We start from the raw sequence: 21,694 nt of genomic DNA on the forward strand, positions 1-21,694 counted from the left end.
CTGCATGGCGGACCGCGCCGCATGCGCCGCTACGGCACAGGCGCTTCTGATCCTTTAAGTTGGAGCCCGGCGGGGCACGACAGGACGGAAGAAGTGGGTTGATGTCGGAGATGAACGCAGAGGGACGTACGAAGCTCAACCGGACGCCGCAGTGGCAGGCACTGGGCAAGCACCGGGAGGAATTCGGGCAGACGCATCTGCGGGAGCTGTTCGAGGCCCGGCCGGGCCGCGGCACCGGGTACACCCTGCAGGTCGGGGACCTGCACATCGACTACTCCAAGCACCTCGTCACCGACGAGACGCTGACGCTGCTGCGCGAACTCGCCGAGGCCACCGGCGTGGCGGAGCTGCGCGAGGCCATGTTCCGCGGCGAGAAAATCAACACGACGGAGGGCCGGGCGGTCCTGCACACCGCCCTGCGGGCCCCCGCGGACGCGGACGTCGAGGTCGACGGCGAGAACGTCGTCCCCGAGGTGCACGCCGTCCTCGACAAGATGGCCGGCTTCGCCGACCGGGTCCGCTCGGGCGAGTGGACCGGCTCCACCGGCGAGCGCATCACCAGCGTCGTCAACATCGGCATCGGCGGCTCCGACCTCGGTCCGGCGATGGCGTACGAGGCGCTGCGCGCCTTCACCGACCGCGGCCTGACCCTGCGCTTCGTCTCCAACGTCGACGGCGCGGACCTGCACGAGGCGCTGCGGGACCTGGACCCGGCCCGGACGCTGTTCATCATCGCCTCCAAGACCTTCACCACCATCGAGACCATCACCAATGCCACCTCGGCGCGCGAGTGGCTGCTCGCCGGACTCGGCGGCGACACCAAGGCGGTGGCCCGGCACTTCGTGGCCCTGTCCACCAACGCGGAGAAGGTGACCGGCTTCGGCATCGATCCGGACAACATGTTCGAGTTCTGGGACTGGGTCGGCGGCCGCTACTCCTTCGACTCCGCCATCGGGCTCTCGCTGATGATCGCGATCGGTCCGGCGGCGTTCCGCGAGATGCTCGACGGTTTCGCCACCATGGACCGGCACTTCCGCACGGCGCCGCCGCAGGAGAACGCCCCGCTGCTGATGGGGCTGTTGGGAATCTGGTACATCGGGTTCTTCGACGCGCAGTCGCACGCGGTCCTCCCGTACAGCCACTACCTGTCCCGCTTCACGGCGTACCTGCAGCAGCTGGACATGGAGTCCAACGGCAAGTCCGTCGACCGCCAGGGCGACCCGGTCGAGTGGCAGACCGGCCCGGTGGTGTGGGGCACGCCCGGCACCAACGGGCAGCACGCCTACTACCAGCTCATCCACCAGGGCACCCGGGTGATCCCGGCGGACTTCATCGGCTTCGCCGAGCCGGTGGGGGAGCTGTCGCCCGCGCTGGCGGCCCAGCACGACCTGCTGATGGCGAACTTCTTCGCCCAGACCCAGGCGCTGGCCTTCGGCAAGACCCCGGACGAGGTCCGGGCGGAGGGCGTCCCCGAGGAACTGGTCCCGCACAAGACCTTCCGCGGCAACCACCCGACCACCACGATCCTGGCCGCCGAGCTCACCCCGGCCGTGCTCGGACAGCTGATCGCCCTCTACGAGCACAAGGTGTTCGTCCAGGGGGCCGTCTGGAACATCGACTCCTTCGACCAGTGGGGCGTCGAGCTCGGCAAGGTCCTCGCCAAGCGGATCGAGCCCGCCCTGACGGAGGGCGCGGACGTCCCCGGCCTGGACCCCTCGACGAAGGCCCTGGTGGCCCGCTACCGCGAGCTCCGCGGCCGCGGCTGACCCCAAAAAGCGGCACGGCGCCCCGCACCGGAAGGTGCGGGGCGCCGTGCCGTTCGGCCTCAGGCCGAGGCCGCCGGGTACAGCTCCGCGGGCAGCCGGGCCGCGGCCGCCCGGTCGAGCAGCCACAGGGTGCGGGCGCGGCCGCGGGCCTCCGCCGCCGGGGCCTGCACCCCGCCCGCGCCGCCCAGCGCGATGGCCACGGCGCCGGCCTTGTCCTCGCCCGCCGCCAGCAGCCACACCTCGCGGGCGGCCCGGATGGCCGGGAGGGTCAGCGAGATCCGGGTCGGCGGGGGCTTCGGGGCGCCGTGTACGCCGACCACCGTGCGCTCGGTCTCGCGGGAGGCCGGGTGCTCGGGGAAGAGGGAGGCCACGTGCGTATCCGGGCCCACACCCAGCATGAGCACGTCGAACGAGGGGACCGGGCCGTGGTCCTCGGGCCGGGCCGCCCGGGCCAGTTCCGCCGCGTACGACGCGGCCGCCGCGTCCACGTCGGCGCCGTACGGGCCGTCGGAGGCGGGCATGGCGTGCACCCGCGCGGGGTCCACCGCCACCCGGTCCAGCAGCGCCTCACGGGCCTGCACGTGGTTGCGTTCGGGGTCGTCCGCGGGCACGTAGCGCTCGTCACCCCACCACAGGTCCAGCCGCGACCAGTCGACCGCGTCCCGGGCCGGGGCGGCGGCCAGCGCCGCCAGCAGGCCGTTGCCGTTGCGGCCGCCGGTGAGGACCACCGACGCGGCGCCGCGGGCGGCCTGCGCGTCGACGATCCTGGTGATCAGCCGGGCCGCCGTGGCCTGCGCCATCAGCTCCTTGTCCCGGTGGACGACGACCTGGGGAGTCGTCATACCCATGTGCTGCCGCCTTCTGCGTCGTGCGGATGGTGCCGGATGCGCCGCTGCGCGGGACGGGGGAGCCGGGCCCCCCGCCCCGCGCAGCGGTCGGTGCTACTTGGCCGAGGCCTTCTTGGCCGGCTTCGGTGCGGCGGCCTTCCCGGCCGGTGCACCGCCCTCGGCCGCCGGCGCGCCGCCCGGGGCGGCGGCGCCGTCCCCGGCGGTCCCGCGCGGGTGCGCGGCCAGCTTCGCCACGCCGAACTTCAGCGCGGACTCGTAGGTGTTGTCCGGGTCCAGCCGGCGCAGCTCCTCCGCGAGCAGCTCCGCCGTGTCGCGGCGCTTGAGCGCCACCGCCCGGTCGGGCTGACCCGGCATGCACAGCGTGGCGAGGGCGCCGTCCGCGCGGTCCAGGACGATCTCGCCGCCCTCGGTCTCCAGGCGCACGGCGGTGAGGCCCGGGCCCTCGGAGACGGTGCGCTTGACGGGGACCTGGAGCCGGTCCGCCAGCCACATGGCCAGCAGTTCGCAGCTCGGATTGTCCGCCTCGCCCTCGACGCTCGCCGAACCGACCGAGTAGGACTGCTGGTCCAGGGCTGCCGCGAGCATGGAGCGCCACGGCGTGATCCGGGTCCAGGACAGGTCCGTGTCCCCGGGGGCGTAGGCGGCGGCCCGCTTGCCGAGCTTCCCGATCGGGTCCTCGCTGGAGTACGTGTCCGTGATCCGGCGCTGCCCCAACGCTCCCAGCGGATCGCCCGCGAGGTCCGCGGGAGAGGCGTCCGGCCACCAGACGACCACGGGGGCGTCCGGCAGGAGCAGGGGCAGGACCACCGACTGGGCGTGGTCGACCAGCTCGCCGTGCAGGCGCAGCACGACCGTCTCACCGCTGCCGGAGTCCGCCCCGACACGGACTTCCGCGTCGAGGCGGGCGTCGCGGCGGCTGCGCGGCGAGCGGCTGATCCGCTTGACGACGACCAGGATCCGCGAAGGGTGCTCGTGGGACGCGTCGTTGGCCGACTTGAGCGCGTCGTACGCGTTCTCCTCGTCGGTCACGATCACGAGGGTGAGGACCATGCCGATGGCCGGCGTGCCGACGTCCCGGCGCGCCTGCACCATCGCCGCGTTGATCTTGCTGGAAGTGGTCTCCGTGAGGTCGATCTTCATGGCCGGCGCCAGCTCCGTCCGTCTCGTGCGAGCATCTCGTCCGCCTCGACCGGGCCCCAGGTGCCCGCCGGGTACTGCGCGGGCTTGCCGTGCTTGTCCCAGTACTCCTCGATGGGGTCGAGGATGTTCCAGGACAGCTCCACTTCCTGGTGGCGCGGGAAGAGGTTCGCGTCGCCGAGGAGCACGTCGAGGATGAGCCGTTCGTACGCCTCGGGGCTCGACTCCGTGAAGGACTCGCCGTAGGCGAAGTCCATCGTGACGTCCCGGACCTCCATGGAGGTGCCCGGGACCTTCGAACCGAACCGGACCGTCACGCCCTCGTCCGGCTGGACCCGGATGACCAGGGCGTTCTGCCCCAGCTCCTCGGTCGCACCCGACTCGAAGGGCAGATAGGGGGCCCGCTTGAAGACCACCGCGATCTCGGTCACCCGCCGGCCCAGGCGCTTGCCCGTCCGCAGGTAGAACGGGACGCCCGCCCAGCGGCGGTTGTTGATCTCCAGGCGGACGGCCGCATAGGTGTCGGTCTTCGACTTGGGGTCGATGCCGTCCTCTTCGAGGTACCCGACGACCTTCTCGCCGCCCTGCCAGGCCGCCGAGTACTGGCCGCGCACGGTGTGCTTGCCGAGGTCCTCCGGCAGCTCCACCGCGGTCAGCACCTTGAGCTTCTCGGCCACCAGCGCCTTCGGGTGGAAGGAGCCGGGCTCCTCCATCGCGGTGAGCGCCAGCAGCTGCAGCAGGTGGTTCTGGATGACGTCGCGGGCCGCGCCGATGCCGTCGTAGTACCCGGCCCGGCCGCCGATGCCGATGTCCTCGGCCATGGTGATCTGCACGTGGTCGACGTACGACCGGTTCCAGATCGGCTCGAACATGGTGTTCGCGAAGCGGAGCGCCAGGATGTTCTGGACGGTCTCCTTGCCGAGGTAGTGGTCGATACGGAAGACCTCGTCACGGGGGAAGACCTCGTGGACGACCTTGTTGAGCTCCTCGGCGCTCTTCAGGTCGTGGCCGAAGGGCTTCTCGATGACGGCGCGCCGCCAGGAGCCCTCCTTCTGGGCCAGCCCGTGGTCCTTGAGCTGCTGGACCACCTTGGGGAAGAACTTGGGCGGGACGGACAGGTAGAAGGCGAAGTTGCCGCCCGTGCCCTGCGCCTTGTCCAGCTCCTCGATGGTGGCCTTCAGGGTCTCGAAGGCCGCGTCGTCGTCGAAGTCGCCCTGCACGAAGCGGCAGCCCTGCACCAGCTGCTGCCAGACCTCCTCGCGGAAGGGCGTGCGCGCGTGCTGCTTGACCGCCTCGTACACCTCCGTGGCGAAGTCCTCGTGCTCCCACTCCCGCCGGGCGAAGCCGATCAGGGAGAAGCCCGGCGGCAGCAGGCCGCGGTTGGCCAGGTCGTAGACGGCCGGCATCAGCTTCTTGCGCGACAGGTCACCCGTAACGCCGAAAATGACCAGGCCGGACGGCCCCGCGATACGCGGGAGCCGCCGGTCCTGTGCGTCACGAAGCGGGTTCGCTCCGTTCACAGACAAAGTGTTCAGGCCTCCGTGGGGGCAAGGCGCTCAAGCTCCGCCTCGGTGGACTTCAGCAGGTCGTTCCAGGACGCCTCGAACTTCTCGACGCCCTCGTCCTCCAGCAGCTGCACCACATCGTCGTACGAGATGCCCAGCTTCGCGACCGCATCGAGCTCGGCGCGGGCCTGCGCGTAGCTGCCGCGGACGGTGTCGCCGGTGACCTGGCCGTGGTCGGCGGTGGCCTCCAGGGTGGCCTCCGGCATGGTGTTCACCGTGTTCGGGGCGACCAGGTCGACCACGTACAGGGTGTCCTTGTACGCCGGGTCCTTGACTCCGGTCGAGGCCCACAGCGGACGCTGCTTGTTGGCGCCGACCCGCTCCAGGGCGGCCCAGCGGTCGGAGGAGAAGACCTCCTCGTACGCCTCGTAGGCCAGACGGGCGTTGGCGAGGGCCGCCTTGCCCTTGAGGGCCTTGGCCTCGTCGGTGCCGACGGCGTCCAGGCGCTTGTCGATCTCGCTGTCCACGCGGGACACGAAGAAGGAGGCGACCGAGTGGATCAGGGAGAGGTCCAGGCCGGCGGCCTTGGCCTTCTCCAGGCCCGCCAGGTAGGCGTCCATGACCTTGCGGTAGCGCTCCAGCGAGAAGATCAGCGTGACGTTGACGCTGATGCCCCGGCCGATGACCTCGGTGATGGCCGGCAGGCCGGCCTCGGTCGCCGGGATCTTGATGAGCGTGTTCGGCCGGTCCACCAGCCAGGCGAGCTGCTTGGCCTCGGCGAGGGTCGCCGCAGTGTTGTGGGCCAGCCGGGGGTCGACCTCGATGGACACCCGGCCGTCCTGGCCGTCGGTGCGGTCGTAGACCGGGCGCAGGATGTCGGCGGCGTCGCGGACGTCCGCCGTCGTGATCATGCGGATGGCCTCCTCGACGGTCACCCTGCGGGCCGCGAGGTCGGCCAGCTGCTGGTCGTAGCCGTCGCCCTGGCTGATGGCCTTCTGGAAGATCGACGGGTTGGTGGTGACACCGACCACGTGCGACTGGTCGATCAGCTCGGCCAGGTTGCCGGACGTGATGCGCTTGCGCGACAGGTCGTCCAGCCAGATCGCCACGCCCTCGTCGGAGAGGCGCTTGAGTGCGTCTGTCATGGGAATTGCATCTCCTACTGGTGTAGTACCGGCGTCAGCGGGCGGCGGCGGCGAGGGATTCGTGGGCGGCGGCCTTCACGTTCTCGGGGGTGAACCCGAACTCGCGGAACAGCACCTTCGCGTCGGCCGAGGCACCGAAGTGCTCCAGCGAGACGATCCGGCCCGCGTCGCCCACGTAGCGGTACCAGGTCAGGCCGATGCCCGCCTCGACCGCGACGCGCGCCCTGACGGAGGGCGGCAGGACGCTGTCCTTGTATGCCTGGTCCTGCTCCTCGAACCACTCCACGGACGGCATCGAGACCACGCGCGTGGGGATCCCGTCGGCCTGGAGCTGCTCACGGGCCTCCACGGCCACGTGCACCTCGGAGCCGGTGCCGATGAGGAGGACCTGGGGTTCGACGGCCGAGCCGTCGGGGCCCGCCGCCTCGAACAGCACGTAACCGCCCTTGGCGGCGTCCTCGTTGCGGTCGTAGGTGGGCACGCCCTGGCGGGTGAGCGCCAGACCGTGCGGAGCACCCTTGCCGTAGACCTTGGTGTGGCGCCTGAGGATCTCGCGCCAGGCGATGGTCGTCTCGTTCGCGTCGGCCGGGCGGACCAGGTTCAGGCCCGGGATGGCGCGCAGCGAGGCGAGGTGCTCGACGGGCTGGTGGGTCGGGCCGTCCTCGCCGAGGCCGATGGAGTCGTGCGTCCACACGTAGGTGACCGGCACGTGCATCAGGGCGGAGAGGCGCACGGCGTTGCGCATGTAGTCGGAGAACACCAGGAAGGTGCCGCCGTAGATGCGGGTGTGTCCGTGCAGGGCGATGCCGTTCATGGCCGCGGCCATGGCGTGCTCGCGGATGCCGAAGTGGATGGTGCGGCCGTACGGGTCGGCCTCCGGCAGCGGGTTGCCCACCGGCAGGAACGAGGATTCCTTGTCGATGGTGGTGTTGTTGGAACCGGCCAGGTCGGCCGAGCCGCCCCACAGCTCCGGGATGACCGCGCCCAGTGCCTGGAGCACCTTGCCGGAGGCGGCGCGGGTCGCGACGGCCTTGCCGGTCTCGAAGGCCGGGAGGTGGTCCTCCCAGCCGGCGGGCAGCTCGTTGGCGTTGATGCGGTCGAACTCGGCGGCGCGCTCCGGGTTGGCGGTGCGCCAGGCGGAGAAGTCCTTCTCCCAGGCGGCGCGGGCGTCGCGGCCGCGGTCGAGGGCCTTGCGGGTGTGCGCGATGACCTCGTCGGAGACGTCGAAGCTCTTCTCCGGGTCGAAGCCGAGGACGCGCTTGGTGGCCGCGACCTCGTCGTCGCCGAGGGCCGAGCCGTGCGCGGCCTCGGTGCCCTGGGCGTCCGGGGCGGGCCAGGCGATGATCGAGCGGGCCGCGATGAAGGACGGCCGCCCGGTCTCGGCCTTGGCCGCCTGCAGGGCCTCGTACAGTGCCTTCGGGTCGAGGTCGCCGCTCTCCTGGGGCGCGACGCGCTGCACGTGCCAGCCGTACGCCTCGTAGCGCTTGAGGGTGTCCTCGGAGACGGCCGTCTCCGTGTCGCCCTCGATGGAGATGTGGTTGTCGTCCCACAGCAGGACCAGGTTGCCCAGCTTCTGGTGGCCGGCCAGCGCGGACGCCTCGTGCGAGATGCCCTCCTGGAGGCAGCCGTCGCCCGCGATCGCGTAGATCATGTGGTCGAACGGCGAGGTGCCCTCGGGGGCCTGCGGGTCGAAGAGGCCGCGCTCGTAGCGGGAGGCCATGGCCATGCCCACCGCGTTGGCGATGCCCTGCCCCAGCGGGCCCGTGGTGGTCTCGACCGCCTTGGTGTGGCCGTACTCGGGGTGGCCGGGGGTCTTGGAACCCCAGGTGCGGAAGGCTTCGAGGTCCTCCAGCTCCAGCCCGAACCCGCCGAGGTACAGCTGGGTGTAAAGGGTGAGGGACGAGTGCCCCGCGGAGAGCACGAAGCGGTCGCGGCCGACCCACTCGGGGTCCGACGGGTCGTGCCGCATCACCTTCTGGAAGAGGGTGTACGCGGCGGGGGCCAAACTCATCGCCGTGCCGGGGTGGCCGTTTCCGACCTTCTGGACCGCGTCAGCGGCCAGGATGCGGGCGGTGTCGACGGCCCGCTGGTCCAGTTCGGTCCACTCGAGCTCTGTGGTGGTCGGCTTGGTGCTCACCGTTGGTCAGGGCTCCTCTCCACATGTCTGTTCCCGGTGACGAACGGTGCACCGGCGCGATTCCGAGCCTACCCCCGTGACGGCGTGCAGCTATTCGAGTGTCCACGGTCCGTCACCGCGTCGGCAGCCCCTGTTCACCTGCCCGCCGGACCGCGGTCCACGCACCCGGCCGCCGCCGCCCACGATCCGTCAGCGGTGCACGGGCCGTCGGCCCGCGCCGTCGCGGGCGGGCGAACGGCCCAACACGAAGCGACCCCCGCGCAGGGCCATACAAGTGCAACGTCTAGAGTGGCGTGGTACGCGCAAGCCTTTACCGGGCCTTCATGTTCTGAACGGTCCGCGTCGGAGCTTGCTGGATTCTCTCTCAGGGGTGCGTGTGACGGCCGTCGAATCCCGTCCAGCGGGGGTGCTCGGGACGAGCCCCGGTCACCGGCCGCTCGGGTCCCGGGTCATGGCTTTCGTGGCATTGACCAAGCCGCGGATCATCGAACTTCTGCTGATCACCACAGTGCCGGTGATGTTCCTGGCCGAGGAGGGTGTTCCGTCGCTGTGGCTGGTCCTCGCGACCTGCTTCGGCGGCTACCTCTCCGCGGGCGGCGCCAACGCGCTGAACATGTACATCGACCGCGACATCGACGCGCTGATGGACCGCACCGCGCAGCGCCCGCTGGTGACGGGCATGGTCAGCCCGCGCGAATGCCTCGCCTTCGGCATCACCCTGGCCGTGGTCTCCACCCTCTTCTTCGGCCTGCTGATCAACTGGCTGTCGGCCGCGCTGGCCCTCGGCGCGCTCCTCTTCTACGTCGTGGTCTACACGATGCTGCTGAAGCGGCGTACCGCGCAGAACATCGTCTGGGGCGGCATCGCGGGCTGCATGCCGGTCCTCATCGGCTGGTCGGCGGTGAAGAACGAGGTCTCCTGGGCCGCGGTCATCCTCTTCCTCGTCATCTTCTTCTGGACGCCGCCGCACTACTGGCCGCTGTCGATGAAGGTCAAGGACGACTACGCGCGGGTCGGCGTGCCGATGCTGCCGGTCGTCGCGGGCAACCGGGTCGTGGCGCGCCAGATCGTCCTCTACAGCTGGGTGATGGTGGCGGTCTCGCTGCTGCTGACCCCGCTGGGGTACACCGGCTGGTTCTACACCTCGGTCGCGCTGCTGGCCGGCGGCTGGTGGCTGTGGGAGGCGCACGCGCTGCACGCCCGGGCCAAGTCGGGCGTGACGGGCGCGAAGCTCAAGGAGATGCGGCTGTTCCACTGGTCGATCACCTATGTGTCGCTGCTGTTCGTGGCGGTGGCCGTGGATCCCTTCCTCCACTGATTACTCGCCGGTAGCATGCCGTCCATGGCAGAGAACGCGGACACCGCACAGACCACCGCCGACCCGACGCAGGACCGCACGGCCGCGAAGCTGGCCAAGCGGATCGGCGCTTTCGCCAAGGAGCACGGCGGCGCCGACGGCCACCTCGCCCACATCGGCCAGGCCGGCACCCGGATCGTCCTCGTGGGCACGGACGGCGCCTGGGGCGACCTGGTCGCCCCGACCCACGAGACCGCGCGGCTGGCCGCCGAGAAGGCCGGCCTCACCCTCCACGAGGAGTTCGACGGGGAGCTGGCGGCGCGCGTGCGCACCGGCCCGTACGAGTGGACCCGCATGGCGGGCATCCAGATCGGCGGCCCCGCGAACCCGGCCGCCTAGGCCCCGGCGCGATCCGCAGGAGACGGCCCGGCCCCCTTCCGGTACCGCCCCCACCGCCGTCCGGGCCGGGCGGCCGACGGAGCAGCGGGCCGCCGGAGGTCCCCCGGCCGGGGGTTCTCGGTCAACAGCGCGAGCAACACCTCACACCCCGCTCACCCGTTAGGACGCGTGGAAGCCCCTTCCTCACGTCCGCAACGGGATGCCCGGATGATCGAAACGCCGCCCCTGGTGGACCAGCACTGCCACGGAGTGCTCCGTACGGAGCTGGGCCTGGGCACCTTCGAGGCCCAGCTGGTCCGCTCGGCCGGCCCGCCCGCCGCGGGTACCACGCTGTTCGACACGCAGACCGGCTTCGCGGTGCGCCGCTGGTGCCCGCCGCTGCTGGGGCTGGAGCCGCACTGCGCCCCCGCCCGCTACCTGGCCCGGCGCCGCGAGCTGGGCGCGGCCGAGTCCGCCCGCCGGCTGCTGCGGGGCTCCGGGGTCGCCGCCTACCTGGTGGACGCGGGGGCGCCGGGGGAGGAGCTCACCGGGCCCAAGGAGCTCTCCCTGGCCGCGGATGCCGAGGCCTTCGAGGTGGTCCGGCTCGAACCGCTGGCCGAGCAGGTCGCCGACACCTCCGGGACGGTGGCGGCCTTCCTCGCCAACCTGGCCGGCGCGGTCTACGCGGCCGCGGGCGCGGCCGTGGCCTTCACCGTCGGCAGCGGGACCGGCCGCGCCGCCGCCCCGGCCCTCGCGGCCGAACCGCCCGGTCCCGGGGAGGTGCGCGGCGCGGCCGGGCGGTGGCTGGCCCGCCGGCCCCGGGGCGGTGCCCTGCGGGACCCCGTACTGCTGCGGCACCTGCTGTGGAGCGCGGTGGCGTCCGGGCTGCCCCTGCAGCTGCACACCGGCCCGGCGCTGCCCGGGATGCCGCCCGACCCGGCCGGGCCGGCGCTGCTGGTCGACTTCCTGCGGGCCACGGAGGGACTCGGCACGCGTGTGGTGCTGCTCGGCCGGCACCCGTACCCAGGGGACCACCGGGAGGCCGCGCGGCTGGCCGCGGCCTTCCCGCACGTCCACGCCGACGTGGGGGCGGCCCTGGGGCAGACCGGGTCGGGGGCCGCGGGGGCACTGGCGGAGCTGCTGGAGCTCGCGCCGTTCGGGAAGCTGCTGTTCTCCAGCGGCGGGGCGCGCCTGCCCGAACTGCACGCGGTGGGCGCCCTCGTCTTCCGCGAGGCGCTGGGCCGGGTGCTGGGCGGCTGGGTCGCGGACGGAGCCTGGTCCTGGCGGGACGCCGACCGGGTGGCGGGCCTGCTCGCCGCGGGCAATGCCCGCCGCGTCTACCGGCTCGACGAGGGCGGCTGAGCCGGCCGGCGGCCCGGCCCGCCGGCTCAGCGCAGCCGCGACCGGTCAGACCGCGGAGAGCTGCGGGTCGGCCTGGGCCGGGACCGCCGCCGGGGCGGCGGGCCGCTCGCGCAGGCTCAGTGCGAGCCGCAGCACCGCGACCCACACCAGGCAGGAGCCGAGCATGTGGGCGGCGACGAGCACCTCGGGGAGCTCGGTGGCGTACTGCACGTAGCCCACGGCGCCCTGGGCGAGCAGGACGACCAGCAGGTCGCGGGCGCGGCTGCGGGTATCGGCGGGGGCGTCGACCACCCGCAGCACCAGCCACATGGCGACGGCGAGCGCGCAGACCGCCCAGGCGGCGATGGCGTGCACATGGGCCGTGGCGGCCCAGTCGAAGGGCATCCGCCGGATCTCGCTGCTGTCGCCCGCATGCGGCCCCGAACCCGTCACCACGGTGCCCGCGGCGATCAGTACCAGAGTGGCCGCGATCAGCGCCCAGGAGAGTCTGCGCACCGGGCCCGGCACCCGCGGCCTCGGGGCGGCGTCGCCCTCGGCGGTGCGCTGCCAGCTGACGGTGGTGACCGCGATCAGCGAGGTGGCGAGCAGGAAGTGCCCCGCCACGCTGTACGGGTTCAGGCCCGTCATGACGGTGATGCCGCCGAGGACGGCATTGCCCAGGACGACGAGGAACTGGAGCCATCCGAGCCGGGTCAGCGCATGCCGCCACGGCTTGGCCGAACGGGCGGCGAGGATGAACCAGCCCACCGCACCGGACAGCACGTAGGTCAGCATCCGGTTGCCGAACTCGATGGCGCCGTGGAAGCCCTGGGCCCGGGTCGCGATCAGGCTGTCATCGGTGCACTTGGGCCAGGTGTCGCAGCCGAGACCGGATCCGGTCAGCCGCACCGCGCCCCCGGTGACGACGATGGCCACGCTCATCACGAGCGCGGCGAGTGCAGCGCGCCGGACGGTCCGGGGTGACGGGGTCCAGCGGGCGGCGAGGTAAGCACATGGGTTGAACACGGCGTCCATCGTATGCGGAGCCTTGTGCAATCTTTCACGAGGGGGTGCCCGCAGGGCCGACGGTCCGCCGGAAGCGGGCACCCGCGGGGTCGCCCTCCTCGTGCCACCACACGCGCACCCGCCAAGGGCGCCCGTCGCGGGGGCAGTCCGGCGACTGCGCGAAACCGCGCACCAGGGCGTCCCCCGCCTCCTCCGCCGTCCTGTTCCGCACGTCCGCGAAGTTGTGCCAGGAATGACCCGGTACGTCCCACAGGCCGTCAGGTCCGCGGACCTCCACGCGCCACACCGCGCGCCAGGGCGTCACCTCCAGCATCGTGCGCACCTGCTCGGGCTCCAGTCCCAGCCGGACGGCGATCGCGGACTCCGGCGCCCCCTGGATCCGGGCCGCCACCACGGCCCGGGGCAGCAGGCGTTCGGGCAGCAGACCCCGGCCGCGCAGGCCGGCCAGGGCGTCGAAGTCCAGGAACCGCAGGCGCAGTTCCAGCTGGCGCCCGATGTGGTCGAGGGCCTCCTCGGTCTCCGCGGAGTCCTGCCCGCCGGGGTCCGCGAGGAGCAGCTGCCGGAAGTCGGCCTCGGCGTCGACGGCCCAGGCCACCGCCTCCTCGGCGAAGCCCAGCTCCGCGAGCCGGTCCCCGAGGAACACCTTGGCCTGGGCCAGCCCCCTCCGGTTGACCGGCTCGCGCGGGTCCAGCCCCGCCCACACCTCGACGGCGGCCAGGGTCAGGTCCCGGGCCCGCTCGCCCGCGGCGCGCTCCATGGCGCTGGGCCCCTCGGAGGCCGCCGGGCCCAGCGGGTGCCGCGGCAGCCGGGCCCCGTCGCTGAGCGGCCAGGCCAGCCACACCCCGTGGTTGATCAGCCCGCGGGCGTACCAGCGGGCGAAGTCGGGTGCGTACGGGGCCGCCCGCTCGGCATGGCGCAGCGCCTCCTCGATCGTGGCGAGGGCGCCCGCCCGGTCGCCCGCGGCGAAGCGCAGTGCGGCGCGGTCCGCCAGCCGCAGCCCCAGCAGGGCGGTGCACTCGGGGTCGGCCGGCCAGCCGCGCAGAGCGCTGATCAGCTCCTCCAGCAGCCGTTCGCGCTCCCCGGGGCCGGCGGGCACGGCGCCGGAGCGGACCTGCGCCCACTGGTCGTCCAGCCGAAGAACTGCCTCTCGCTCCGCCATGTCCGCCCCCCGGCGTCGTGGTCCGCGCACCTCTGGGTGAGGCGTTCATAGTCGCGGGAAGGCCGACCTCAGCGGAAGGGTTTCATTCCCAGCGGAACAGCCGCGCGGCGGCGCCCAGCCCGAGTACGGCCCAGACCGCCAGCACGGCGGCGTCCTGCCAGGGCAGCGCGGCCCCGTGCTGGAGCACCTCGCGCAGGCCGTCGGACAGGGCCGTGATGGGCAGCAGCCCGAGGACGCTCCGGGCGGCCTCCGGGAACTTCTCCAGGGGCACGATCACCCCGCCGCCGACCAGCAGGAGCAGGAAGACCATGTTGGCGGCGGCCAGGGTGACCTCCGCCTTGAGGGTGCCGGCCATCAGCAGCCCCAGCCCCGAGAAGGCCGTGGTGCCCAGCAGGAGCAGCAGGGCGACCGACAGCGGGCTGCCCTGCGGGGACCAGCCCAGCCCCAGGGCGATCACCGTGAGCAGGGCGACCTGGAGCACCTCGGTGACCAGCACCGACAGGGTCTTGGCCGCCATCAGCGCCCAGCGGGGCAGCGGGGAGGCCCCGAGCCGCTTGAGGACCCCGTAGCGGCGGTCGAAGCCGGTGGCGATGGCCTGGCCGGTGAAGGCGGTGGACATCACGGCCAGGGCCAGGACGCCGGGGGCGAGGAAGTCGACCGGCTTCCCCTCGCCCGTGTCGAGGATGTCCACGGTGGAGAACAGGGTCAGCAGCAGGGCCGGGATGACCACGGTCAGCAGCAACTGCTCGCCGTTGCGCAGCAGCATCCGGGTCTCCAGGGCCGTCTGCGCGAGGATCATCCGGGAGACCGGGGCGGCCCCGGGCCGGGGGGTGAACGTACCGGCGCTCATGCGCGCAGCTCCTTGCCCGTGAGTTCCAGGAAGACGTCTTCGAGGGTGTGCCGCTCCACCGAGAGGGTGTCCGGCATGACGCCGTGCTGGGCGCACCAGGAGGTGACGGTGGCCAGGAGCTGCGGGTGGACGTCCCCGGTGACCCGGTAGGCCCCGGGGGTGAGCTCGGCGGCCTGGGTGCCGTCGGGGAGCGCCTTCAGCAGGGAGGCGAGGTCGAGGGCGGGGCGGCCGGTGAAGCGCAGGGTGTTCTCGGCGCCGCCGCGGCACAGCTGCTCGGGGCTGCCGTGGGCGATGACCCGGCCGGCGTCCACGATGGCGACCTCGTCGGCGAGCTGCTCGGCCTCGTCCATGTGGTGGGTGGTGAGCACGACGGTGACCCCGTCGGCGCGCAGTTCCCGGACGAGGTCCCAGGTCGCCCGGCGGGCCTGCGGGTCCAGGCCGGCGGTGGGCTCGTCCAGGAAGACCAGCTCGGGGCGGCCGACCACGGCCATGGCGAGGGCGAGGCGCTGCTGCTGGCCCCCGGACAGCCTGCGGTAGGGGGTCCGGCCGCAGCCGCCGAGGCCGAGGCGGTCCACCAGCGCGTCCACGTCCAGCGGGTCCGCGTAAAGCCTGGCCATGTGGTGGAGCATCTCGACGGCGCGGGCGCCGGAGTAGACCCCGCCGGACTGCAGCATCACCCCGACGCGCGGGCGCAGGGCCGCGGCCTGGGCGACCGGGTCGAGGCCGAGTACCCGGACGGTCCCGGCGTCGGGGCGGTGGTAGCCCTCGCAGGTCTCCACCGTGGTGGTCTTGCCCGCGCCGTTGGGGCCGAGGACCGCGGTGACGGAGGCCCGCCGGACGGTGAGGTCCAGGCCGTCCACCGCCGGCCGGTGCGGGACGGGGCGGTACCGCTTCACCAGTCCGCGGATCTCCACGGCGGGGTCGTTGCTCATGGGGGGCAAGTCTACGGAGCGGTACGGGGGGCCCTCGGTCCCGGGGTCGAAGGGTCACGGACCCGGTTGTGCACGAAGTTTCGAGCACGGGGCGGCGGACATGTCCGTTTTCAGGCCGGGCGTCCCCGGAAGGATCAGCCGGTTTCGGTGACCTCGCAAGGACCCCGTACGTCGTCGCCCCGGGGACCGGCGGGGGCGGAGGTCTGCTGGTGGGCGCGGTGTACGGGTTCACCGGGGGGTCGTGGCGAGAATGCGGAGCGCTCCCCTCCGGATTACTCTCCGTAGACAGATAAGGTAACCCTTAGTGATGGAGGCCACCCGGCGTGGCCTCCGTCACGGCTTGTCGGGGCTCGGCTATTTACGCAACAATGGTGTTGTGAAATACGGCGAACGGCAGACCGAGGCCCCCCAGGGGGAACTCGCGACCGGGGAGCGGTCCACCCGCAACCGGGTCGCGCGCTCCATCCTGGACCACGGTCCGTCCACCGTCGCCGACCTCGCCGCGCGGCTCGGCCTCACCCAGGCCGCCGTCCGCCGCCACCTCGACACGCTCGTCGCCGACGACGTCGTCGCCTCCCGCGAGCAGCGCGTCTACGGCGCGCGCACCCGGGGCCGGCCCGCGAAGGTCTTCGAGCTCACCGACTGCGGCCGCGACGCCTTCGACCAGTCCTACGACACCCTCGCCGCGGACGCCCTGCGCTGGATCGCGCAGTCCGTGGGCGGCGGGGAACAGGGCGAGGCAGCCGTCGCCGCTTTCGCCAGGGCGCGGATGGAAGCGCAGGCGCAGGGGTACCGGGAAGCCGTCGAGGCATCCCCTCCGGAGCACCGCACGGAGGCCCTCGCCCGGGCATTGACCACGGACGGGTACGCTGCTACGGCGAAGAGCGCTCCCGGTCCGCACAGCGGCGAACAGCTCTGTCAGCACCACTGCCCGGTCGCCCATGTGGCCGAGCAGTTCCCCCAGCTCTGCGAGGCGGAGACCGAGGTCTTCTCCCGCCTGCTGGGGACGCACGTGCAGCGCCTCGCCACGATCGCCCACGGCGACGGGGTGTGCACCACCTTCATTCCGCGCAGCGCGAGCGCCGCACAGACCGACACACCAGCATCTGCAAGTACGGCCGGGAGGAACCCCGCATGACCACGGAGACTGCTCACCCTGAGCTCGATGGCCTGGGCACCTACGAATACGGCTGGGCCGACTCCGACGCGGCCGGCGCCGCTGCCAAGCGGGGTCTGTCCGAGGAAGTCGTCCGCGACATCTCGGCGAAGAAGTCCGAGCCGGAGTGGATGCTGAACCTCCGCCTCAAGGGCCTCAAGCTGTTCGACCGCAAGCCCATGCCGAACTGGGGCTCCGACCTCTCCGGCATCGACTTCAACAACATCAAGTACTTCGTGCGCTCCACCGAGAAGCAGGCCGCTTCGTGGGAGGACCTGCCGGAGGACATCAAGAACACGTACGACAAGCTCGGCATCCCCGAGGCGGAGAAGCAGCGCCTCGTCGCCGGTGTCGCGGCCCAGTACGAGTCCGAGGTCGTCTACCACCAGATCCGCGAGGACCTGGAGGAGCAGGGCGTCATCTTCCTCGACACCGACACCGCGCTCAAGGAGCACCCGGAGCTCTTCCAGGAGTACTTCGGCACGGTCATCCCGGTCGGCGACAACAAGTTCGCGTCGCTGAACACCGCGGTGTGGTCCGGCGGATCGTTCATCTACGTCCCCAAGGGTGTCCGCGTGGACATCCCGCTCCAGGCCTACTTCCGCATCAACACGGAGAACATGGGCCAGTTCGAGCGGACGCTGATCATCGTCGACGAGGACGCCTACGTCCACTACGTCGAGGGCTGCACCGCCCCGATCTACTCCTCGGACTCGCTGCACAGCGCCGTGGTCGAGATCATCGTGAAGAAGGGCGGCCGCTGCCGCTACACGACGATCCAGAACTGGTCGAACAACGTCTACAACCTGGTCACCAAGCGCGCCGTGGCGTACGAGGGCGCGACCATGGAGTGGATCGACGGCAACATCGGCTCCAAGGTCACCATGAAGTACCCGGCCGTCTACCTGATGGGCGAGCACGCCAAGGGCGAGACCCTGTCCATCGCCTTCGCGGGCGAGGGCCAGCACCAGGACGCCGGCTCCAAGATGGTGCACATGGCGCCGAACACCTCCTCGAACATCGTCTCCAAGTCGGTGGCGCGAGGCGGCGGCCGCACCTCCTACCGCGGTCTCGTCGAGATCGGCGAGGGTGCGCACGGCTCCAAGTCCAACGTGCTCTGCGACGCCCTGCTCGTCGACACCATCTCCCGCTCGGACACGTACCCCTACGTGGACGTCCGCGAGGACGACGTGACGATGGGCCACGAGGCGACCGTCTCCAAGGTCTCCGACGACCAGCTCTTCTACCTGATGGCCCGCGGCCTGACCGAGTTCGAGGCCATGGCCATGATCGTGCGCGGCTTCGTCGAGCCGATCGCGAAGGAGCTGCCGATGGAGTACGCGCTGGAGCTGAACCGGCTGATCGAACTGCAGATGGAGGGCTCGGTCGGCTAGTCCCGGCCCACCCGCACCGCAGCACCATCTTCGACGCAGGCAGTGCTTTTAAGAGGCAGTGCTTTTTAAGAGAGCGAGCAACACGACAGCCATGGCTGAGGCTCAGAACATTCCGGCGGGCTCCACCACCGCCGGCTCGATCGCGGTGGCCGCAGAGTCCACCGTCGCCACCCGGATGAGCGCGCCCCCGTCCTTCGACGTGGCCGACTTCCCCGTGCCGAACGGCCGTGAGGAGGAGTGGCGCTTCACGCCGCTCGCCCGACTCAGGGGCCTGCACGACGGCACCGCGGTCGCCGACGGCACGATGAAGGCACAGATCGACGCCCCCGAAGGGGTCACCGTCGAGTCCGTGGAGCGCGGCGACGAGCGGATCGGCAAGGCCGGCACCCCCGTCGACCGGGTCGCCGCCCAGGCCTTCTCCGCGTTCGCCAAGGCCACGGTCGTCACCGTGGCCAAGGAGACCGTGCTCGCCGAACCGATCCGCGTGGCCCTGCACGGAGAGGGCGGCACGACCTTCGGCCACACCGTCTTCGACATCAAGCCCTTCGCCAAGGCGATCATCGTGATCGACCACACCGGTGACGGCGTGCGCGCCGCCAACGTCGACATCCTCGTCGGCGACGGTGCCAAGGTGACCTTCGTGTCCGTGCAGGACTGGGACGACACCGCGGTCCACACCTCGCAGCACAATGCCCTGGTCGGCCGCGACGCCACCTTCAAGTCCGTGGTCATCACCTTCGGCGGCGACCTCGTCCGGCTGCACCCGCGCGTCAGCTACGCGGGCCCCGGCGGCGCGGCCGAGCTCCTCGGCCTGTACTTCACGGACCAGGGCCAGCACCAGGAGCACCGCCTCCTCGTCGACCACATGGCCCCGCACTGCACCTCGCACGTCGTCTACAAGGGCGCGCTCCAGGGCCAGGACGCCCACGCCGTCTGGATCGGCGACGTGCTCATCCAGAAGACCGCCGAGGGCACCGACACCTACGAGATGAACCGCAACCTCGTCCTCACGGACGGTGCGCGGGTCGACTCGGTGCCGAACCTGGAGATCGAGACCGGCGAGATCGTCGGCGCCGGCCACGCCTCCGCGACCGGCCGCTTCGACGACGAGCAGCTCTTCTACCTCCAGGCCCGCGGCATCCCGGCCGATGAGGCCCGCCGGCTGGTCGTGCGCGGCTTCTTCGCCGAGCTCGTCCAGCAGATCGGTGTCGACGACATCGAGGAGCGCCTGCTCACCAAGATCGAGACCGAGCTCCAGGGCTCCGTCTGATGACGTACGTCAAGGTCTGTGCGCTGAGCGAGCTGGAGGCGGACACCCCCAAGCGGGTGGACGTCGACGGCACGCCGGTGTCCATCGTCTCCACCGGCGGGGAGGTGTTCGCGATCAAGGACATCTGCTCGCACGCGAACGTCTCCCTCTCGGAGGGCGAGGTCGAGGACTGCATGATCGAGTGCTGGCTGCACGGGTCGGCCTTCGACCTGCGCACCGGCAAGCCCTCGGGCCTGCCCGCGACGCGCCCCGTTCCCGTATACCCCGTAAAGATCGAAGGGGACGACGTGCTCGTCTCCCTCACCCAGGAGTCCTGAGGTATCCATGGCAACGCTTGAAATCCACGACCTGCACGTCTCCGTCGAGGCCGAGAACGGCGCCCGCGAGATCCTCAAGGGCGTCGACCTCACCGTCAAGCAGGGTGAGACGCACGCCATCATGGGTCCGAACGGCTCCGGCAAGTCCACCCTGGCCTACTCCCTGGCCGGTCACCCGAAGTACACCATCACCGGTGGCACCGTGACCCTCGACGGCGAGGACGTCCTCGAGATGTCCGTCGACGAGCGCGCCCGTGCCGGCGTCTTCCTCGCCATGCAGTACCCGGTCGAGGTCCCCGGCGTCTCGGTCTCCAACTTCCTGCGCACCTCCGCCACCGCCATCCGCGGCGAGGCGCCGAAGCTGCGCACCTGGGTGAAGGAGGTCAAGGCGGCGATGGAGCAGCTGCAGATGGACCCGGCCTTCGCCGAGCGCAACGTCAACGAGGGCTTCTCCGGCGGTGAGAAGAAGCGCCACGAGATCCTCCAGCTGGAGCTCCTCAAGCCGAAGATCGCGATCCTCGACGAGACGGACTCCGGCCTGGACGTCGACGCCCTGCGCGTCGTCTCCGAGGGCGTCAACCGGGTGCGCGAGGGCGGCGAGGTCGGCACCCTGCTGATCACCCACTACACGCGCATCCTGCGCTACATCAAGCCCGACTTCGTGCACGTGTTCGCGAACGGCCGCATCGCCGAGTCCGGCGGCGCCGAGCTGGCCGACCAGCTGGAGGCCGAGGGTTACGACAAGTACGTGAAGGGTGGCGCGACCGCGTGACACAGCTGCCCGGCCTCCTCGACATCGAGGCGATCCGCAAGGACTTCCCCCTGCTGGATCGCGTGGTCCACGACGGGAAGAAGATCGTTTATCTGGACAACGCGGCGACCTCCCAGAAGCCGCGCCAGGTGCTCGATGCGCTGAACGATTACTACGAGCGGCACAACGCCAACGTGCACCGCGGTGTGCACGTGCTCGCCGAGGAGGCCACGGCGCTGTACGAAGGCGCGCGCGACAAGGTCGCCGCGTTCATCAACGCGCCGAGCCGCGACGAGGTGATCTTCACCAAGAACGCCTCGGAGTCGCTCAACCTGGTCGCGAACATGCTCGGCTGGGCCGACGAGCCCTACCGCGTCGACCGCGACACCGAGATCGCCATCACGGAGATGGAGCACCACTCCAACATCGTCCCGTGGCAGCTGCTCTCGCAGCGCACCGGCGCGAAGCTGAAGTGGTTCGGCCTCACCGACGACGGCCGGCTCGACCTGTCCACCATTGAAGAGGTCATCACGGAGAAGACGAAGATCGTCTCCTTCACGCTGGTCTCCAACATCCTGGGCACGGTCAACCCGGTCGAGGCGATCGTCCGGCGCGCCCAGGACGTCGGCGCGCTGGTGCTGATCGACGCCTCGCAGGCCGCTCCGCACATGCCGCTGGACGTCCAGGCGCTCGGCGCCGACTTCGTGGCCTTCACCGGTCACAAGATGTGCGGCCCGACCGGCATCGGCGTGCTGTGGGGCCGCCAGGAGCTGCTGGAGGACCTGCCCCCGTTCCTCGGCGGCGGCGAGATGATCGAGACCGTGTCGATGCACTCCTCGACGTACGCCCCGGCGCCGTACAAGTTCGAGGCGGGAACCCCCCCGATTGCCCAGGCCGTCGGCCTCGGCGCGGCCGTGGACTACCTGAGCGCGATCGGCATGGACAAGATCGCCGCGCACGAGCACGCGATCACGGAGTACGCGGTCAAGCGCCTCTCCGAGGTGCCCGACCTGCGGATCATCGGCCCCACCACGGCCGAGGACCGCGGAGCCGCGATCTCCTTCGTCCTGGGCGACATCCACCCGCACGACGTGGGCCAGGTCCTGGACGAGCAGGGCATCGCCGTCCGCGTGGGCCACCACTGCGCACGCCCGGTCTGCCTGCGGTACGGAATTCCGGCGACCACGCGAGCGTCTTTCTATCTGTACTCCTCTCCGGCCGAGGTCGACGCACTCGTCGACGGGCTGGAGCACGTACGGAACTTCTTCGGCTGACGGCGAGGGCG

The 21,694-nt window shown here is 71.4% G+C and carries 19 protein-coding genes; 10 read left to right on the forward strand and 9 right to left on the reverse strand.

Annotated elements, in window-relative coordinates:
* Nucleotides 1-110: 110 nt before the first annotated feature.
* A complete protein-coding gene (pgi, locus tag ACLJTM_RS26030; RefSeq protein ID WP_411106265.1) occupies nucleotides 111-1,766 on the forward strand; it encodes a glucose-6-phosphate isomerase in 1,656 nt (551 codons plus the stop codon).
* A gap of 59 nt (nucleotides 1,767-1,825) precedes the next feature.
* On the opposite strand, the gene pgl is transcribed toward pgi, so the two are convergent.
* The 5 genes from pgl to tkt all read right to left on the reverse strand — a co-directional run bounded on the left by pgl (nucleotide 1,826) and on the right by tkt (nucleotide 8,538).
* Nucleotides 1,826-2,608, reverse strand: a complete 783-nt coding sequence (gene pgl / locus ACLJTM_RS26035; RefSeq protein WP_411106139.1) for a 6-phosphogluconolactonase — start codon at nucleotides 2,606-2,608, stop codon at nucleotides 1,826-1,828.
* Between the two features lie 99 nt (nucleotides 2,609-2,707).
* Nucleotides 2,708-3,754, reverse strand: coding sequence for a glucose-6-phosphate dehydrogenase assembly protein OpcA (gene opcA, locus ACLJTM_RS26040; RefSeq protein ID WP_411106140.1), 1,047 nt, complete (start codon nucleotides 3,752-3,754; stop codon nucleotides 2,708-2,710).
* The gene (zwf, locus tag ACLJTM_RS26045) at nucleotides 3,751-5,277 is read right to left on the reverse strand and encodes a glucose-6-phosphate dehydrogenase (RefSeq protein ID WP_411106141.1); all 1,527 of its coding nucleotides are present in this window, start codon (nucleotides 5,275-5,277) and stop codon (nucleotides 3,751-3,753) included. Before zwf ends, opcA begins: the two co-directional genes overlap by 4 nt.
* 5 nt (nucleotides 5,278-5,282) lie before the next feature.
* Nucleotides 5,283-6,401 carry a transaldolase gene (gene tal / locus ACLJTM_RS26050; protein WP_411106142.1) on the reverse strand — a complete coding sequence of 373 codons (1,119 nt, stop codon included), beginning with the start codon at nucleotides 6,399-6,401 and terminating at the stop codon, nucleotides 5,283-5,285.
* A 34-nt stretch (nucleotides 6,402-6,435) separates the two neighbouring features.
* Nucleotides 6,436-8,538, reverse strand: a complete 2,103-nt coding sequence (gene tkt / locus ACLJTM_RS26055) for a transketolase (protein WP_411106143.1) — start codon at nucleotides 8,536-8,538, stop codon at nucleotides 6,436-6,438.
* A 376-nt stretch (nucleotides 8,539-8,914) separates the two neighbouring features.
* On the opposite strand from tkt, the gene ACLJTM_RS26060 reads away from it, so the two are divergent.
* The 3 genes from ACLJTM_RS26060 (at nucleotide 8,915) to ACLJTM_RS26070 (ending at nucleotide 11,575) form a co-directional block, all read left to right on the forward strand.
* The gene (locus ACLJTM_RS26060; protein ID WP_411106144.1) at nucleotides 8,915-9,856 is read left to right on the forward strand and encodes a heme o synthase; all 942 of its coding nucleotides are present in this window, start codon (nucleotides 8,915-8,917) and stop codon (nucleotides 9,854-9,856) included.
* Between the two features lie 15 nt (nucleotides 9,857-9,871).
* Nucleotides 9,872-10,234 carry a hypothetical protein gene (locus ACLJTM_RS26065; protein WP_411106145.1) on the forward strand — a complete coding sequence of 121 codons (363 nt, stop codon included), beginning with the start codon at nucleotides 9,872-9,874 and terminating at the stop codon, nucleotides 10,232-10,234.
* Nucleotides 10,235-10,441: 207 nt separating this feature from the next.
* Nucleotides 10,442-11,575 (forward strand): amidohydrolase family protein, encoded by a 1,134-nt coding sequence (locus ACLJTM_RS26070; protein WP_411106146.1) that lies wholly within the window; start codon nucleotides 10,442-10,444, stop codon nucleotides 11,573-11,575.
* Between the two features lie 45 nt (nucleotides 11,576-11,620).
* On the opposite strand, the gene ACLJTM_RS26075 is transcribed toward ACLJTM_RS26070, so the two are convergent.
* From ACLJTM_RS26075 to ACLJTM_RS26090, 4 genes are all read right to left on the reverse strand, one after another.
* A complete protein-coding gene (locus tag ACLJTM_RS26075) occupies nucleotides 11,621-12,589 on the reverse strand; it encodes a COX15/CtaA family protein (protein WP_411106147.1) in 969 nt (322 codons plus the stop codon).
* Between the two features lie 25 nt (nucleotides 12,590-12,614).
* Entirely contained in the window at nucleotides 12,615-13,739 is a 1,125-nt protein-coding gene (locus tag ACLJTM_RS26080; protein ID WP_411106148.1) for a hypothetical protein, read from the reverse strand.
* A gap of 82 nt (nucleotides 13,740-13,821) precedes the next feature.
* On the reverse strand, nucleotides 13,822-14,589 hold the full coding sequence (locus tag ACLJTM_RS26085; protein ID WP_411106149.1) for an ABC transporter permease: 768 nt from the start codon (nucleotides 14,587-14,589) through the stop codon (nucleotides 13,822-13,824).
* Nucleotides 14,586-15,521 (reverse strand): ABC transporter ATP-binding protein, encoded by a 936-nt coding sequence (locus ACLJTM_RS26090; protein ID WP_411106150.1) that lies wholly within the window; start codon nucleotides 15,519-15,521, stop codon nucleotides 14,586-14,588. Before ACLJTM_RS26090 ends, ACLJTM_RS26085 begins: the two co-directional genes overlap by 4 nt.
* A gap of 307 nt (nucleotides 15,522-15,828) precedes the next feature.
* On the opposite strand from ACLJTM_RS26090, the gene ACLJTM_RS26095 reads away from it, so the two are divergent.
* The 6 genes from ACLJTM_RS26095 (at nucleotide 15,829) to ACLJTM_RS26120 (ending at nucleotide 21,683) form a co-directional block, all read left to right on the forward strand.
* Nucleotides 15,829-16,659: a helix-turn-helix transcriptional regulator gene (locus tag ACLJTM_RS26095; protein ID WP_411106266.1), complete on the forward strand. Its 831-nt coding sequence runs from the start codon at nucleotides 15,829-15,831 to the stop codon at nucleotides 16,657-16,659.
* Nucleotides 16,656-18,071, forward strand: coding sequence for a Fe-S cluster assembly protein SufB (gene sufB / locus ACLJTM_RS26100; RefSeq protein WP_411106151.1), 1,416 nt, complete (start codon nucleotides 16,656-16,658; stop codon nucleotides 18,069-18,071). Before ACLJTM_RS26095 ends, sufB begins: the two co-directional genes overlap by 4 nt.
* A gap of 91 nt (nucleotides 18,072-18,162) precedes the next feature.
* Nucleotides 18,163-19,341 (forward strand): Fe-S cluster assembly protein SufD, encoded by a 1,179-nt coding sequence (gene sufD / locus ACLJTM_RS26105; RefSeq protein ID WP_411106152.1) that lies wholly within the window; start codon nucleotides 18,163-18,165, stop codon nucleotides 19,339-19,341.
* Nucleotides 19,341-19,658, forward strand: coding sequence for a bifunctional 3-phenylpropionate/cinnamic acid dioxygenase ferredoxin subunit (locus tag ACLJTM_RS26110; RefSeq protein WP_411106153.1), 318 nt, complete (start codon nucleotides 19,341-19,343; stop codon nucleotides 19,656-19,658). The genes sufD and ACLJTM_RS26110 overlap by 1 nt, the downstream gene beginning before the upstream one ends.
* Before the next feature lie 7 nt (nucleotides 19,659-19,665).
* Entirely contained in the window at nucleotides 19,666-20,430 is a 765-nt protein-coding gene (gene sufC, locus ACLJTM_RS26115; protein ID WP_031148089.1) for a Fe-S cluster assembly ATPase SufC, read from the forward strand.
* Nucleotides 20,427-21,683, forward strand: coding sequence for a cysteine desulfurase (locus tag ACLJTM_RS26120; RefSeq protein ID WP_411106154.1), 1,257 nt, complete (start codon nucleotides 20,427-20,429; stop codon nucleotides 21,681-21,683). Before sufC ends, ACLJTM_RS26120 begins: the two co-directional genes overlap by 4 nt.
* The last annotated feature ends 11 nt before the right edge of the window (nucleotides 21,684-21,694 follow it).

The organism is Streptomyces sp. cmx-4-9, from assembly GCF_046548835.1.
Taxonomy (GTDB): Bacteria; Actinomycetota; Actinomycetes; order Streptomycetales; family Streptomycetaceae; genus Streptomyces.

Bases quoted from the DNA above. Each gene is read 5' to 3' on its own strand.
- pgi (WP_411106265.1), top strand. From the start codon at position 111: ATGAACGCAGAGGGACGTACGAAGCTCAACCGGACGCCGCAGTGGCAG.
- ACLJTM_RS26090 (WP_411106150.1), bottom strand. From the start codon at position 15,521: ATGAGCAACGACCCCGCCGTGGAGATCCGCGGACTGGTGAAGCGGTAC.
- ACLJTM_RS26095 (WP_411106266.1), top strand. From the start codon at position 15,829: ATGGAGGCCACCCGGCGTGGCCTCCGTCACGGCTTGTCGGGGCTCGGC.
- tal (WP_411106142.1), bottom strand. From the start codon at position 6,401: ATGACAGACGCACTCAAGCGCCTCTCCGACGAGGGCGTGGCGATCTGG.
- ACLJTM_RS26070 (WP_411106146.1), top strand. From the start codon at position 10,442: ATGATCGAAACGCCGCCCCTGGTGGACCAGCACTGCCACGGAGTGCTC.
- opcA (WP_411106140.1), bottom strand. From the start codon at position 3,754: ATGAAGATCGACCTCACGGAGACCACTTCCAGCAAGATCAACGCGGCG.
- ACLJTM_RS26085 (WP_411106149.1), bottom strand. From the start codon at position 14,589: ATGAGCGCCGGTACGTTCACCCCCCGGCCCGGGGCCGCCCCGGTCTCC.
- sufB (WP_411106151.1), top strand. From the start codon at position 16,656: ATGACCACGGAGACTGCTCACCCTGAGCTCGATGGCCTGGGCACCTAC.
- ACLJTM_RS26065 (WP_411106145.1), top strand. From the start codon at position 9,872: ATGCCGTCCATGGCAGAGAACGCGGACACCGCACAGACCACCGCCGAC.
- sufD (WP_411106152.1), top strand. From the start codon at position 18,163: ATGGCTGAGGCTCAGAACATTCCGGCGGGCTCCACCACCGCCGGCTCG.
- ACLJTM_RS26080 (WP_411106148.1), bottom strand. From the start codon at position 13,739: ATGGCGGAGCGAGAGGCAGTTCTTCGGCTGGACGACCAGTGGGCGCAG.
- sufC (WP_031148089.1), top strand. From the start codon at position 19,666: ATGGCAACGCTTGAAATCCACGACCTGCACGTCTCCGTCGAGGCCGAG.
- ACLJTM_RS26075 (WP_411106147.1), bottom strand. From the start codon at position 12,589: ATGGACGCCGTGTTCAACCCATGTGCTTACCTCGCCGCCCGCTGGACC.
- ACLJTM_RS26110 (WP_411106153.1), top strand. From the start codon at position 19,341: ATGACGTACGTCAAGGTCTGTGCGCTGAGCGAGCTGGAGGCGGACACC.
- pgl (WP_411106139.1), bottom strand. From the start codon at position 2,608: ATGACGACTCCCCAGGTCGTCGTCCACCGGGACAAGGAGCTGATGGCG.